Source organism: Pseudomonas sp. NFIX49 (assembly GCF_900115915.1).
In the GTDB taxonomy this organism is placed as follows: domain Bacteria; phylum Pseudomonadota; class Gammaproteobacteria; order Pseudomonadales; family Pseudomonadaceae; genus Aquipseudomonas; species Aquipseudomonas pharyngis.
Genome location: NZ_FOYE01000008.1, coordinates 168,277 through 183,424, shown reverse-complemented (window position 1 = coordinate 183,424; position 15,148 = coordinate 168,277). Strand labels below are relative to the sequence as shown.

The 15,148-nt window shown below is 63.3% G+C and carries 13 protein-coding genes; 1 reads left to right on the top strand and 12 read right to left on the bottom strand.

All coding sequences use genetic code 11. The features are described 5' to 3' along the window. Positions 1-59 precede the first annotated feature (59 nt). Positions 60-1,595, bottom strand: a complete 1,536-nt coding sequence (locus BMZ46_RS22975) for an FAD-dependent oxidoreductase (RefSeq protein WP_074689117.1) — start codon at positions 1,593-1,595, stop codon at positions 60-62. A 194-nt stretch (positions 1,596-1,789) separates the two neighbouring features. Between BMZ46_RS22975 and BMZ46_RS22970 the strand changes: the two genes are divergently transcribed. Next, positions 1,790-2,878, top strand: coding sequence for a DUF1615 domain-containing protein (locus BMZ46_RS22970; RefSeq protein ID WP_074689115.1), 1,089 nt, complete (start codon positions 1,790-1,792; stop codon positions 2,876-2,878). A 78-nt stretch (positions 2,879-2,956) separates the two neighbouring features. Here BMZ46_RS22970 and BMZ46_RS22965 read toward each other — a convergent pair whose 3' ends face one another. The 11 genes from BMZ46_RS22965 to BMZ46_RS22915 form a co-directional block, all read right to left on the bottom strand. Next, entirely contained in the window at positions 2,957-3,397 is a 441-nt protein-coding gene (locus BMZ46_RS22965; RefSeq protein ID WP_011335081.1) for a hypothetical protein, read from the bottom strand. Between the two features lie 113 nt (positions 3,398-3,510). Beyond that, entirely contained in the window at positions 3,511-4,206 is a 696-nt protein-coding gene (locus tag BMZ46_RS22960) for an anti-sigma factor (RefSeq protein ID WP_074689111.1), read from the bottom strand. Then, positions 4,203-4,736, bottom strand: a complete 534-nt coding sequence (locus tag BMZ46_RS22955) for a sigma-70 family RNA polymerase sigma factor (protein ID WP_170844904.1) — start codon at positions 4,734-4,736, stop codon at positions 4,203-4,205. The genes BMZ46_RS22960 and BMZ46_RS22955 overlap by 4 nt, the downstream gene beginning before the upstream one ends. Before the next feature lie 42 nt (positions 4,737-4,778). Next, entirely contained in the window at positions 4,779-5,300 is a 522-nt protein-coding gene (locus BMZ46_RS22950) for a DUF3455 domain-containing protein (RefSeq protein ID WP_074689107.1), read from the bottom strand. A 119-nt stretch (positions 5,301-5,419) separates the two neighbouring features. Then, on the bottom strand, positions 5,420-7,033 hold the full coding sequence (locus tag BMZ46_RS22945; protein ID WP_074689105.1) for an ABC transporter ATP-binding protein: 1,614 nt from the start codon (positions 7,031-7,033) through the stop codon (positions 5,420-5,422). Positions 7,034-7,047: 14 nt separating this feature from the next. Next, complete coding sequence (locus BMZ46_RS22940) at positions 7,048-8,070, bottom strand: ABC transporter permease (RefSeq protein WP_074689103.1); 1,023 nt, start codon at positions 8,068-8,070, stop codon at positions 7,048-7,050. Further along, the gene (locus BMZ46_RS22935) at positions 8,070-9,134 is read right to left on the bottom strand and encodes a microcin C ABC transporter permease YejB (RefSeq protein WP_074689101.1); all 1,065 of its coding nucleotides are present in this window, start codon (positions 9,132-9,134) and stop codon (positions 8,070-8,072) included. The genes BMZ46_RS22940 and BMZ46_RS22935 overlap by 1 nt, the downstream gene beginning before the upstream one ends. A 1-nt stretch (position 9,135) precedes the next feature. Beyond that, complete coding sequence (locus BMZ46_RS22930; RefSeq protein ID WP_074689099.1) at positions 9,136-11,007, bottom strand: extracellular solute-binding protein; 1,872 nt, start codon at positions 11,005-11,007, stop codon at positions 9,136-9,138. A gap of 110 nt (positions 11,008-11,117) precedes the next feature. Next, on the bottom strand, positions 11,118-13,823 hold the full coding sequence (locus BMZ46_RS22925; RefSeq protein ID WP_074689097.1) for a TonB-dependent receptor: 2,706 nt from the start codon (positions 13,821-13,823) through the stop codon (positions 11,118-11,120). Positions 13,824-14,031: 208 nt separating this feature from the next. Beyond that, a complete protein-coding gene (locus BMZ46_RS22920) occupies positions 14,032-14,433 on the bottom strand; it encodes an ExbD/TolR family protein (RefSeq protein WP_074689095.1) in 402 nt (133 codons plus the stop codon). Then, positions 14,433-15,137, bottom strand: a complete 705-nt coding sequence (locus tag BMZ46_RS22915; protein WP_074689093.1) for a MotA/TolQ/ExbB proton channel family protein — start codon at positions 15,135-15,137, stop codon at positions 14,433-14,435. Before BMZ46_RS22915 ends, BMZ46_RS22920 begins: the two co-directional genes overlap by 1 nt. Between the last annotated feature and the right edge of the window lie 11 nt (positions 15,138-15,148).

The window sequence follows — 15,148 nt, the reverse complement described above, 5'->3', positions numbered from 1 at the left end:
GGGTTTTTTATGTTTTCCACTCTGCTGTAGGAAACGAAGAAAATACGAAAAAAAGATTATTAGATCAGGCCAAAAAACGGCCGGATCCCGTGATCACGGAAGTACCGCTCGATCACCTTCGGATCCGCGCTGTTGTCGGCAATCGCCACGTAGGTATCCGGGCGCAGCAGGTAAAAGCCGTTGCGCCCCAGGCCCGCCGTTTCAAACGCCGGACGCCAGTCGAACACGTGCAGCGGCAAGTGATGTTCATTGCACCAGGCGATCATCTCGTCGCTGGTGTCGCCGTACACATGCACCTGCCAGCACGGATGGCGCAACGGCTCGTAATTGTCCCCCTCGCCATCATGGGCCCACGGCAAGCGGTCGCCGCCGTGGACGTGCCCGGCCACGCCTTCGCTCAACGCCATGCCCCGATAGTTGAGGGTGATCTGCGACACCGTGCGAAACAGCAATTCGCGGCTGGTCTCGAATGAGGCCATTTTCGGAATCAGGAACGGCGCCAGCCGCGTGCGCAACAGATCGGCCATGCGGCCTTCAGCGGTGACGAAGCTGAAGACCTTGTCGGTGGTCGACACCAGTCGCCGGGCGAAGGCGATGCGTTCGGTTTCGTAGCTGTCGAGCAGCCCGGGCGTGGCAGCGCCGCCGAGCACTGCCGCGAGTTTCCACGCCAGATTGATCGCATCGCCGATGCCGGTGTTCATGCCCTGACCGCCAGCCGGGCTGTGCACATGCGCCGCGTCGCCGAGCAGAAACGCCCGGCCCTTGCGAAAGTGATCCGCCACCCGGTGATGCACGCGGTAGGTGGAGAACCAGTTGACGTCCTCGATGTGCACGTTCAGGTGTTCGATGGCGCGATTGCTGACATCGGAAAATTCCAGGGTTTCGGCACGCTCCGCACGCTCGTCGCGCACGGTGCCAATCAACCGCGCGCGGCCTTCGCCGGCCAGCGGGAACACCGCCAGAAAATCCGTTTCATCCAGATCCAGATGCAACTCGCCATTGAGCGCCGGACCGCTGGCCCGCACATCGGCGACATAGAAAATCTGCTGATAGGTGCCGCCGGGAAAACCGGTGTCGAGGGTTTTGCGCACGACCGAACGGGCGCCGTCGCACCCGGCCAGATAGCAGGCCTGGCAGATTTCCTGCTCGCCATCCGGCAGGCGCAAATGTGCGGTGAGGCCGTCACCGTTTTCCGTGAAACTCTCCAGCGTCGTGTTGCGCTCGACGGTCACGTCGTAGTCTTCCAGGCGGTCGATCAACAGCCGCTCGTGTTCGTCCTGCGGGTACATTTCCAGAAAGGCATAGGGCGTCAGGCCTTCGCCGATCCGGTTCAGCGGCAGCTGCGCCACCGGTTTGCCCTTGACCCAGAAATTCGCCGCGGCCACCCGATGACCGTTGCGCACCACAGTGTCGGCCAGATCCAGTTGCCGGTACAGCTCAAGGGTGCGCGCCTGCACCGCCAGCGCCCGCGAAGTGGTGCCGGGAGCAGAGGTCTTGTCGATGATGCGCACGCGCACGCCCAGTTTGCTCAGCCACAGGGCCAGCACCAGTCCGGTGGGGCCTGCGCCGATGATCAGAACATCACTGCGGTTCATGGTCTGTCCTCCTCGCGTGTCCTGACCCCAGGCTTGCCACTGAGTGTGCAGCAGCAAGTATGGATCAGACGGCGAGGGCGGCCAGTCGGCCTGCCAGACGGGACGATGGAACAGCGCCGTCGGCCCGCAGTCCTATCCTGCACCCTGCGATTGAGCGTAGGGTTAACCCGGCTCAACGGACTGGATGAAGCGTTATGCACACCCCTCGATTATTCGTCAGCCTCGCCGCGCTGCTGGTACTGGCCGGTTGCGCCGGTCAACGCAGCGAAGAACCGGCGCCGCGCCCGCCCGCCGAGGTCAAGGCACAGATCGTGCGCCTGCTGCCGGCCAAAACCGTCGACCGCCAAGGCTGGGCCACCGACATCTACGCCGCGTTCGCTGCCCAGGGCATCAGCCCGACCACGCAAAACCTGTGTTCGGTGCTGGCCGTCGCCGAGCAGGAATCCACTTTCCAGGTCGATCCGCCGGTGCCCGGCCTGGGCAAGATCGCCCGTGACGAAATCGACCGCCGCGCCGCCAAGGTGCACATCCCGAGCCTGTTGGTCAGCGGTGCCTTGCAGGTGCGCTCGCCGAACGGCAAGACCTACAGCGAACGCCTGAGCGCCGCCCGCAGCGAAAAGGAATTGAGCGCGATTTTCGACGACTTCATCGGCTCAGTGCCGATGGGCCGTACGCTGTTCAGCGGTTTCAACCCGGTGCACACCGGCGGGCCGATGCAGGTCAGCATCGAATTCGCCGAGCAGCACGCCAAGGACTATCCGTACCCGGTGGACGGGACCATTCGTCGCGAAGTGTTCAGCCGTCGCGGCGGCATGTATTTCGGCATCGCCCATTTGCTGGGTTATCCGGTGAGTTATCGCGAGCCGCTGTACCGCTTCGCTGATTTCAATGCCGGCTGGTACGCCAGTCGCAACGCGGCGTTTCAAAACGCGGTCAGCCGGGCGTCGGGCATTCCGCTGGCGCTGGATGGCGACTTGATCCGCCCGGGCGCGATCATGCCGGGCAGCACCGAACTGGCGGTGCGCGCCCTCGGCAAATCCCTGGGCATGCGCAATCCGGTGATCCGCGATCAACTGGAGAAGGGCGATAGCCTGGCTTTCGAGGAGACCAAACTGTATCAACGGGTCTTCGAACTGGCGGAGCGTGCGGAAGGCAAGACATTGCCCCGTGCGGTGCTGCCGGGCATCGTGCTGCAGAGCCCGAAGATCACCCGCAAACTGACCACGGCGTGGTTTGCCAAACGGGTCGACGAGCGTTATCGGCGCTGCATGGCCAAAGGCTGAGGACGATCAAAAGGGTATAAAAAAACCCGGCTGACGGGAGCCGGGTTTTTTCTGGGTTGTTGCGGTCAAGCCATTCATTCAGGCAACGCGACGTTCGATCAGACGATCCGAGCCACCTTCGGCAACGCGACGTTCAATCAGACGATCCGAGCCACCTTCAGCGACGCGGCGTTCAATCAGACGATCCGAGCCACCTTCGGCAACGCGGCGTTCGATCAGACGATCCGAACCACCTTCAGCAACGCGACGTTCAATCAGACGATCCGAACCACCTTCAGCGACGCGGCGTTCAATCAGACGATCCGAGCCACCTTCAGCGACGCGGCGTTCAATCAGACGATCCGAGCCACCTTCGGCAACGCGGCGTTCGATCAGACGATCCGAACCACCTTCAGCAACGCGACGTTCAATCAGACGATCCGAACCGCCTTCGGCGATCATGGTGTGGGCCGGTTTGGCGGCAAATGCGTTGAAGGCCAGAACCGAGAGGGCAATGCTGAGGATGACTTGGCGTTTCATGATTTTGTGCTCCGGGGGTGTTGTTTGTTTGGTATGGAGCCGATGTTACGCCCGGGATTTTTTAAGAGAACTTCATTGACGTGATGGTGAACATCGACGCCGATGATGGTTTGTCAAAGCACCTTCACTGCGCGGCCAATTGCCTGGATCGGCCCGGTGGGTTTGCCGATCGGCGAACCGTTGGCGCCCTCCAGCGTCAGCTCGAACAACTGGTTCGGTTGCAGCGGCGGCAGCTTGTCCAGCGGGATCGACAGCGCCTGGCCCGGTTTGACCAGCCCCAGCGACACCGGCCCCTGCCAGCCGTCGGCCTTGGTCCAGAACTCCAGCGCCTTGTCGGCCGGCACTTCGACCACGCCCAGCGGAATCAATTGAATCTCCCGTGGACTGCTGGCCTGGATCACCCAGCCCGGCGCCTTGTCCTGCGGGGCGACCAGCACCACCAGAAAGCTCGGTTTCGGTGTGGTTTGAGTCAGGAGGATCGAGCCCAGCAACAAGGTCGCGGCCAGCCCGGCAGCGCTCAAGCCGCGCCACAGCGACAGACGGTTCCACCAGGAAATCTCTGGCGCCCTCTTGTGGGTGAGTTGCCCGACACTGCGTTCGATGCGCTGCCACAGCTGCAACGAAGGCTGATGCGCCGGGGCGAGGTCGGTCAGCTCCAGCAGCCGCCGCTCCCAGGCATCCACCGCCGCTTGCAGCTCGGGCTCGTTGGGCAAGCGTCGTTGCACTTCGGCGCGCGCTTCGGCCGAGAGGGTGCCGAGCACGTATTCGCTGGCCAGTTCATCGCGTTCCTGCGCCGATTCGGTGGTCATCCCATGCACTCCCGCAACGCATTGAGGCTGCGCTTGATCCAGGCTTTGACGGTGCCCAGCGGCGTGTCGAGGCGTTGGGCGATCTGCGCGTGGCTGTAACCGTCGACGTAGGCGTGAAGGATGCAGCGGCGGCGTTGCGGTTCCAGTTGATGCAGGCAGCGATGGATGCGGGTCGATTGCGCCAGCGCCTCGAACCCGTCATCAATCGCCGGAAATTCGTTGCTGTCGTTCAGCGGCGTTTCCCGGTCGTGATTGCGCAGCACATTCAGCGCCAGATGCCGGGTCACGCTGAACATCCAGCCCCGGGCCGAACCGCGCGCCGGATCGAAACCCGCCGCGCCAGCCCAGATTTTGATGAATGCGTCGTGAACGATGTCTTCGGCCAGCGCCGTGTCACGCACCAGACGCCGGGCCACACCCAGCAGCCGCGGACTTTCCTGCACATACAATTCGCGCAGGGCCCCGCGCTCGCCGCGGGCACAGGCGGCGAGGCGGGCTTCGTAATCGAACGCGGTTTCGGGTAATGGCATGTCCTGCAATCTAGCAAGCATCGAGCAAACGTCCAGTCAGGCTCAGTTCGCCGCCCAGAATATGTAGTCGGCCTGGTACTTCACCACTTCCTGTTTGCCCTTGTTCGCTGCCGTGCATTCGCTGCCCGGCGCCACGCCGCCCTTGAGCGCGACGCGCTGGATGTAGCTCACGCCGCTCATCGCGCCTTTGCCTTCGGCGGGGTTGGCCTTGACCAGTTGATAGGGCAGGTTGCCCGGGCTCGACGGCGCTACGGCCAGTTGCGTGCCGGTGACTTTCGAACCGTCCTTGGCCTGCCAGGTGGCGGGTGGGCCGAAGTAGGTGCCGACCTGGTTGCCGCTGCGATCGTTGAGCACCGCTTTCGGGCCGACGAACACCCACTCGGTCTGGCCGGCGGCATTGGCCTTGTCCCGGCATTCGTAGGTGATCTCGCCGATCCCGGTGGTTTCCATCGCGATCTTGTGGCCGTCCGGCACTTTGATCGCGTCGGGATAACTGCTTTGGGCAAAGCTTGTCGAGACGACGGCGAGTAAACCGGTGAAGCCGATCAGTTGGGTGATGTTCATCAGTGTTTCTCCGAAAAAGGGTAAACCGCTGACAGCCGAAAGAGGGCTGTTACAGGGACTACCCGTGACGGAGCGGTTTGGATGCAGTGGCCGGAAAATAAATCTGAAAGCACTGACGGTCAGATGGCTGTAACCCGCTCGCGCCCGGTTTTTACCAAGGCCAGGCCGGAGGCTTTAAGCAGTTCCTGGGTATACGCATGCTGCGGCGCCGCAAAAATCTCCTGGGACGATCCCTGTTCGACCACCTTGCCGTCCTTGATCACCATCAAGTCGTGCGCCAGCGCATGCACCACCGCCAGGTCATGGCTGATGAACAGGTACGTCAAGCCATGGCGGATCTGCAATTGCCGCAACAATTCCACCACCTGTTTCTGCACCGTGCGATCCAGCGCCGAGGTCGGTTCGTCGAGCAGAATCAGCGCCGGTTCCAGCACCAGCGCCCGGGCGATGGAAATGCGTTGGCGCTGGCCGCCGGAGAATTCGTGGGGATAGCGATGGCGGCTCTGCGGGTCGAGGCCGACTTCCTCCAGCACGCGGATCACCGCTGCCTCACGTTCCTCAGCCGTGCCGATGCCGTGGGTCAGCAGGCCTTCGGCGATGATCTGCTGTACCGACATTCGCGGGCTGAGGCTGCCGAACGGGTCCTGGAACACCACCTGGATCTGCCGGCGCAACGGGCGCATCAAGCGCTGATTGAGCAGGCTCAAATGCTTGTTGCCGAAGCGGATATCGCCCTCGGATTCCACCAGTCGCAAAATCGCCTGTCCCAACGTCGACTTGCCCGAACCGGACTCGCCGACAATCCCCAGGGTCTTGCCCCGTTGCAGTCGGAAACTCACGCCGTCCACGGCCTTGATGTACTCCTGAGTGCGGCTGAACAACGCTTTGGGCAGCGGGAACCAGACTTTCAGATCGTCCACCTCCAGCAGGTTGTGATCGTAGCGACTCGGCACCGGCGCGCCCGACGGTTCCGCCTCGATCAGCAGGCGGCTGTAAGGATGCTGCGGCGTGCGGAACAGCGTTGCGCAATCGGCCTGTTCGACGATTTCCCCGTGGCGCATCACGCACACCCGCTGGGCGATGCGTCGCACCAGATTGAGGTCGTGAGTGATCAGCAGCAGCGACATGCCGAGGCGTTGCTGCAACTCGATCAACAGCTCGAGAATCTTCTGCTGCACAGTCACATCCAGCGCTGTGGTCGGTTCGTCGGCGATCAGCAATTCCGGTTCGTTAGCCAGCGCCATGGCGATCATCACCCGTTGCCGCTGGCCGCCGGAGAGCTGGTGCGGATAGGCCTTCAAGCGCTGCAACGGCTGGCGAATGCCGACCAGTTCCAGCAGCTCCAGCGTGCGCTGGCGCGCGGCGCGGCCCTTGAGCCCCTTGTGGATCTCCAGAACTTCGCTGATCTGTTTTTCCACCGTGTGCAACGGGTTCAGCGAGGTCATCGGCTCCTGGAAAATCATTGCGATGCGGTTGCCGCGCAAGCTGCGCATCTGCTGTTCGCTGGCGTGCAGCAAGTCCACGCCGTTGTAGCGGATGCTGCCCGTGCTGCTGACGGTTTTGCCTGGCAGCAAGCGCAGGATCGAGTGGGCCGTCACCGACTTGCCCGAGCCGGACTCGCCGACCAGTGCCAGGCACTCGCCACGGCGGATATCGAGGTTCACGTCGTGCACCACTTCGTGCCCGGCGAAGGCGACGCGCAGGTCGCGGATTTCAATCAGGTTATCGGTCATTTCAGCTCCGGGGATCAGGATCGCGGATCGAACGCGTCACGGCAGGCTTCGCCGATAAACACCAGCAGGGACAGAATCAGCGCCAGGGCAAAAAACGCCGTCAGCCCCAGCCACGGCGCTTGCAGATTGCGCTTGGCCTGGCCGATCAGTTCCCCCAGCGACGCGGTGCCGGCGGGCATGCCGAAGCCGAGAAAATCCAGCGCGGTGAGGGTGGCGATGGCGCCGGTCAGAATGAACGGCAGGTAGGTCAGGGTGGAGGTCATGGCGTTGGGCAGAATGTGCCGACGCATCAGCTCGCTGTCCGTCAGGCCCAGGGCCCGCGCGGCCTTGACGTATTCCAGGCTGCGCCCGCGCAGGAACTCGGCGCGCACCACGTCCACCAGTGCCAGCCAGGAAAACAGCGCCATGATCCCCAGCAGCCACCAGAAGCTCGGCGAGACGAACCCCGACAAGATGATCAGCAGGTACAGCACCGGCAATCCCGACCAGATCTCCAGCACCCGTTGCCCGAGCAAGTCGACCCAGCCGCCGTAATAACCCTGCAACGCTCCGGCGACGATGCCGACCAGCGCACTGACCGCGGTGAGAATCAGCGCGAACAGGATCGAAATCCGCGTGCCGAAAATCACCCGCGCCAACACGTCCCGGGCCTGATCGTCGGTGCCCAGCCAGTTGCTCGAGGACGGCGGGCTCGGTGCCGGTTCCGTGAGGTCGTAATTGACCGTGTCGTAACTGAACGGGATCGGCGGGAACAGCATCCAGCCGCCCTGATCCTCGATCAGTTTGTGCACGTAATTGCTGGCGTAATCCGGCTGGAACGGCAGTTCGCCGCCGAAATCGGTTTCCAGATAATCGCTGAGGATCGGGAAGTAGAAGGCGTGGTGGTAGCGGATCACCAGCGGCTTGTCGTTGGCAATCAGTTCGCCGCCGAGGCAGATCAGGCACAGCCCGATGAACAGCCACAACGACCAGCGCCCGCGCCGGTTGGCCTTGAATTGGGCGATGCGCCGCCGGCCCAGAGGGGAGAGTGTGAACATCAGGCAGTCCTCGCCGAGAAGTCGATGCGCGGGTCGAGCAGGGTGTAGCAGAGGTCGCCGATCAGCTTGATCAACAGGCCGAACAGGGTGAACAGGAACAGCGTGCCGAACACCACCGGGTAGTCTCGCGACACCGCCGCTTCGTAGCTCATGCGCCCGAGGCCATCGAGGTTGAAGATGGTTTCGATCAGCAGCGAGCCGGCGAAAAACACCTCGATCAACGCCGACGGCACACCGGCCACCACCAGCAGCATCGCGTTGCGAAACACATGGCCGTAGAGCACGCGTCTTTCGGTCAGGCCTTTGGCGCGCGCGGTGATCACGTACTGGCGGCTGATCTCGTTGAGGAAGCTGTTTTTGGTCAGGATCGTCAGCGTCGCAAAACCGCCGATCACCAGCGCCGTCACCGGCAACACCAGGTGCCAGAGGTAGTCGCCGACCTTGCCCCACAGGCTCAAGCTGTCGAAATTGTCCGAGACCAGCCCCTGCACCGGAAACCAGTTGACGTAGCTACCCCCGGCGAACACCACGATCAACAGGATCGCGAACAGAAACGCCGGCATCGCGTAGCCGACGATGATCGCCGTGCTGCTCCAGACATCGAAAGCGCTGCCGTTTTTGATTGCCTTGCGAATGCCCAGCGGGATCGAGATCAGGTAGGTGATCAAGGTCGCCCACAGTCCGAGGGACAGCGACACCGGCAGTTTCTGCGCGATCAGATCGGTGACCTTGGCACCGCGAAAGAAACTGCTGCCCAGGTCCAGTTGCGCGTAGTTTTTCAGCATCAGCCACAGGCGTTCGTGCATCGGTTTATCGAAGCCGTAGTGGTGCTTGATCTCTTCGATCAGCGCCGGGTCCAGGCCACGGCTGCTGCGCCCGGCACCGCCGATGGCGGTGACCTCGCTGGCGCCGCCCATGCTGTGCCCGCCGAAGCCTTGCAGGCGGGCGATGGCCTGTTCCACCGGGCCTCCGGGCGCGGCCTGCACGATGACGAAGTTGACCACCAGAATGCACAACAGCGTCGGGATGATCAGCAACAGACGTCGACTCAGATAACGCCACATGTCACTGGCCCCCCGCGAGCTGGTGCAGGGCACTCATCTGCTGATTGGTCAGCGGCTTGGCCGAGACCTCCCACCAGGTGTCGAGGCCTTCGCTGTAAATCGGCTGCACCGGTGGCCTGCCGAAGCGGTTCTGAAACACCGTCGGCGTGCCTTTGGAGTAGTAGTTGGGAATCATGTAGTCACCCCATTGCAGCACCCGGTCGAGGGCGCGGGCGTAACGCACCATGGCGTCGCGGGTATTGGCCTGGACCAGGCCGTCGATCAGCCGGTCCACCGCAGGGTTGGCCAGCACCATCGAATTGGAGCTGCCGACCTGAGTGGCGCTCTGCGAGGCGTACAGGCTGTACAACTCGCGGCCCGGCGAGACGATCGGATCGCCGCTGCGCGGGAAACTGGTGACGATCATGTCGTAGTCCCGAGCGTTGAGCCGGTTGATGTACTGCGCCGAATCGATGCGTCGCAGATTCAGGGTGATGCCGATCTGCGCCAGGGTGCGTTTGTACGGCAGCAGCATGCGGTCGAAGCCGCCCTGGCCGTCGAGGAAGGTGAATTCGAAGGGCTCGCCGGCGGCGTTCACCAGCCGATTGTTTTTCGGCGTCCATCCGGCCTCGGCCAACAGCTTCAGTGCCTGCAATTGCTTATCGCGGATGTAGCCGCTGCCATCGGTTTTCGGCGCCTGATAGACGCGGCTGAAAACCTCGTCCGGAATCTGTCCGCGCAACGGTTCGAGGATCGCCAGTTCTTCGGCGTCGGGCAGTGCGGTAGCGGCCATTTCACTCTTCGGCCAGTAGCTGTTCTGGCGCACGTAGAAGCCGCGCATCATCTGCTTGTTGGTCCACTCGAAATCCCACAGCAGGCTCAGCGCCTGACGCACGCGGCGATCCTTGAACAGCGGGTTCTGCAGATTGAACACGAAACCCTGGGCGCTGGTCGGTTTGTCCGGGGCGAGAATTGCCTGTTGCAGGCGTCCGTCGCGCAGGGCCGGGCTGTCGTAGCCGACCACGTAGCCGGACGAGGAAAACTCGCGGTTGTAGTCGAACGCGCCGGCCTGCAGCAGTTGTCGGGCGACGTCTGTGTCGCCGTAGAAATTCACGGTCAGGCTGTCGAAGTTGTACATCCCGCGACTGACCGGCAGGTCTTTGCCCCACCACTGCGGGTCACGCTGGAAACTGATGCTGCGTCCCGCTTCGACCTTGCTTACCCGGTACGGGCCGCTGCCCAGCGGGGGTTCGAAGCCGCCGCCGTTGGCGAAGTCGCGGGTCTTCCACCAGTGCTCGGGCACCGGCCGCAACGACGCCAGATCCAGCGCCAGGGTGCGGTTGAGGTTGTTCTTGAAAGTGAAGCGAACCTGCCGCGGGCCTTCGATCAGTACATCCTGCACGTCGGCATATTGCTGGCGATAACTCAGGCTGCCCTTGGTCATCAACAGTTCGAAGGTGTAGCGCACGTCTTCGGCGGTGATCGGTGTGCCGTCGGCGAAACGCGCCTCGGGATTCAGGTTGAAACGCACCCACAGACCGTCGGGATCGCGCTCCATGGTTTGCGCCACCAGACCGTAGACGGTGTAGGGCTCGTCCAGCGAGCGGAACGCCAGCGGCGAATACACCCAGTCGTTGACCTGCACCACGGAAATGCCCTGATCGGCATACGGGGTGATGTAGTTGTACTGACCGATCTCCATCGAAGCGCGGCTGAGCGAGCCGCCCTTGGGGGCGTCGGGATTGACGAAATCGAAGTGCTGAAAACTGGCGGGGTATTTCGGCGCCTCGCCGTACACCGTCATCGCGTAGCTGCCGCCGGCCAGCGCAGCTGCCGCGTTGCACAGCAGCGCGCTGCCGAGCAGCAGGCCGGCCATGTTGCGCATGAATGTCATGAAGTCGTTCCTCTGAGCCGGAAAAACCCGAAGCGGCGGCAGGCCGCTGCGGGATGCGAATTCGCAAGGGGAAGGGGCCGGCCGGAGTCTTGCGCGGCCCCGACCGGGACTCAGAAGTGGTACGTCATGCGCGCAAACAGCGTGCGGCCCAGCGGATCGGTGTAGCGCGGGTCATAACCGCTCTGGAAGTTGTAGGCCTGGTTGGAGAACGGCGGATCGCGGTCGAACAGGTTCTTCACCCCGGCATCGACGTCCAGCACCTTGTCGAAGGTGTAACCGGCCGACAGGTCCCACACCGAATACGACGCGACCCGCGCGTTGGTCTCGCGGTCGTAGTCGTTGTAGCCGGTGGTGAAGCGGTTGGTCAGTGCCGCACGGGCCGCGCCGAAGGTCCAGGAACCGGTCAGGTTGTGTTTCCAGCGGGCGATCACGCCATCACCCCGGAAGTCGCCGACCTTGTCGGTGAACGGGCCCTTGATGGTGCTCTGGAAGTCGTACTCGTCGACATAGGTGCCTTGCAGGCCCAGACCGAACTGACCGTACGGCGTGTTCGGGAAGCGATAGTCCAGCGACACATCGACGCCGTTGGTTTCAACGATGCCCAGGTTGGCGTTGCCGGTGACGATGTAGTTGAGCGTGCCGTCGGCGTTGCGCACGAAGCGGTCAGGGTAGCTGCCGGCCTGATCGAACACGGTGGATTCCGGGAACGGCTGGATCTGGTTGGAGATGTGAATCCACCAGAAATCCAGGCCGACTGACAGGTTGCTGACCGGCTGATAGACAAAGCCCAGCGTCACGTTGCGCGCTTTCTCCGGGGCCAGGTCTTCGTTGCCGCCGATCTGGTTGAGGAACTGCTGACCGCAATCGCGCCCGCCGTTGCCGCCCGGTTGCACCACGCCGCCGGTACACAGTACCGGGTCGTTGTAGTAGCCCTGGGTGTAGGTGATGCTGCGCGGCGAATACAGCTCATACAGCGACGGCGCGCGGAAGCCTTCACTGTAGGCGCCGCGCACCACCAGCTCCTTGAGCGGCTGATAACGGAACGAGTATTTCGGGTTGGTAGTGCTGCCGAAGTCGCTGTATTTGTCGTGACGCACGGCGGCGGACAATTCCAGGCTGTCGAGCACCGGCACGTTGATTTCCGCGTAGGCGGCTTTCACGCTGCGGTCGCCCTCGACGCTGCCGGCCGGGTCGATGCCCAGGCTCTGGATGTCGCCGGCAAAGGCTTCGTAGTCTTGGTGGAATTTCTCTTTGCGGTACTCGCCGCCCAGGGCCAGGCCGGACGGACCGGCACCGAACCAGTCACCGATTTCGCGGCTGATCCGCCCGTCGAAACCGGCGACCCGGCCCACCGCCGTGGAATAGGCGCCGTGGTACATCGCCTGATCGATGTACTGCTGGCCGGCGCTGGTCTGCGGGCCAAACGGGTTGAGCAGGCCGCTGGCCAGGCCGTCGATCATCGCCTGATCGCTGACGTAGCCGCTGGTGACGCTGGAGACGATCTTGTTCTGGTTGTACGAGGCGCCGACGTTGTAGTCCCAGCCGCCGACCAGACCGTCGAAGCTCAGCAAAAAGCGCTGGCTGGTGTTCTGGTCTTTCGATTCACGCGGGCCCGCGGCGGTTTCGCGCCAGTTCACGTCCACCGGTTGCGTCGGGTCGAGGGCGAACCCGGTGGGCGCCGGGGTGATGCCGTTGCCGGGGTAGTAGGGCGAGGACGAATCCAGACTCAGGCCGGTCAATGGCGCCGGGCCGACGGCGGTGGCGTTGTTATTGCGCGACCAGAAGTATTCGAGGTTGACGTTGTGATCATCGGCCAGTTTGCCGGTGGTCTTGCCGAAGAACGACGTCTTCTCGGTCTGCGGCACCAGGTCGATGAATTCCCGGGTGCTGAAGCGGCAGAGGCCGTCGCGGGCCACCAGGTTGGGGCCGTTGCAATTGCTGTTGGCCAGCGGGTTGGTGGCATTGCCGTTCTGGCTGTAGTTGCCGGGGAACGCGGTGCCGGAGGTCTGGTCCAGGCCACGGCCGGGCACGTAGTCGCGGGCGAAGGAGCGGTCGTTGGCGTCGAGGTTCTGCTGCTTGTTGTAGTTGAACACGCCGAGCACGTTGAAGCGGTCCTGCTCCAGGTCGCCGTAGCCCCAGCTGGCGCTCATGTCCTTGGTCGCACCGCCGCCGCTGTGGGTCGGGGTTTCGCCGCCGAGGGTGAGCTGGCCGTCGGTCATGGATTTCTTGGTGATGAAGTTGATCACGCCACCGATGGCGTCGGTGCCGTACAGGGCCGAGGCGCCGTCGCGCAGCACTTCCACGCGCTCGATCGCGGCAAACGGGATCATGTTCAGATCCACCGCGCCGCCGGCCGAGTTGGTGCCCGACAGGGCGTTGTTGGCCAGTCGGCGACCGTTGAGCAGCACCAGCGTCTTGTTCGCGCCGATGCCGCGCATGTCGGCGAACGAGGCGCCGCCGGTGGCCGCGCCGACCGAGCCTGCGCTGTTGTTGATCGACTGGCTGCCGGTGATGCGCTGCACCAGTTCGGCGGTGGTGGTCACGCCCTGTTTGCGCAGTTCATCGGCCTTGAGCACGGTGATCGGCACCGCGGTTTCCGCGTCGACCCGACGGATCGCCGAACCGGTCACTTCGACCCGTTGCAGTTGCGTGGTCGGCGCGACCACCGCCGCGGCGGCCGGGACGCTGTTGTCGTCCTCGGCGGCCTGAACCCCGGCGCCCATCCCCATGGCCACCAGGTACAACGGAACGAAACGGTGGCGGGAAATCGTCGCCACCAAGGGTTTGAGCGTGAAGCGTGGAGTGTTCATCAGCATGGTTGTTTCCGACTTTGTTAGACGTTTATCGAAATGGCCTTGTGAGCCCTCTTTGCACGGAGCACGGTGGTGCCGCGCCGCGAAAACCACTTTCTTCAAGCAAGCCGATCCCCTCCGAAGACGCGCTGCGTTTTTTCGGTCGGCCGATTGCGACGGGATTCAACGAACGGTGTCGGGCGCGTCCCTCACAGCGCGCCCGGCACCGCCGTCAGCGGGTGGTCATCACCGATATCTTGGTGATGCCCGAGCGCTCGATGGACGCCATGGCTTTGGCGACCTGGCCGTAATTCACGGTGGAGTCGGCCTGCAGCTGCACGCGTACGTCGGCATCTTTGGCCTTGACCTCCTTGAGGCTGGCCTCCAGTGATTCCGGCGCCAGCTCGGTCTTGGCCAGGAAGAACTTGCCGTCCTGATCGACGCTGACCACCACCGGATCCTTCTTTTCGGCGGGAGCGACGGCGTCGGTTTTTGGCAGGTTGACCTTGATCGCGTTGGTCATCAGCGGCGCGGTGACGATGAACACCACCAGCAGCACGAGCATCACGTCCACCAGCGGCGTGACGTTCATTTCACTGAGCACTTCATCGCTGTCTTGAGTGGAAAAGGACATCAGCTGGCCTCCCGCACGGCGGCCGTGGATTGGGCGATGGCCTGGCGGCTGATGGAAAACGCACTGCGCGAGGCGAGGGCGTCGAAGTCGTGGGCGAAGTCATCCATGTCTGCCGATGCCAGTTTCAGGCGCCGCAGGAAGAAGTTGTAAATCAGTACCGCCGGTACCGCGACGGCAATCCCCACACCGGTGGCGATCAGCGCGTGGCCGATCGGCCCGGCCACGGTTTCCAGGCTGGCCGAACCGCTGGCGCCGATGCTTTGCAGGGCTTCCATGATTCCCCACACGGTGCCGAACAGACCAATGAACGGCGCGGTGCTGCCGATACTGGCGAGGATCGCCTGGCCGTTTTCCAGCGAGCGACGTTCCTTCTGGATCTGCTGGCGCAGGTTGCGTTCCAGGCGGTCGGCACGGTTGATGGTGTGCGCCAGTTGCTGGGTGGTGCGCGGGGATTCTTCCACCAGCAAGGCTTCAAAACCGCTGCTGGCGATCCGCGCCAGCGAGCCCGGATACTGGCTGGCGTGTTCGGCGGCGGTGAGCAGATCCGGCGCGCCCCAGAAGGCTTTGCTGAACTGCTTGTTCTGGGTTTTCTGGCGCAAGTATTGCGCCGACTTGACCAGCAGGATCGCCCAGCTGACCACGGAAAACAGCACCAGTCCCCAGAGCACGCCGGGGACAATCATCGAAGACAGAGAATCGTTCATGGCTACACCTC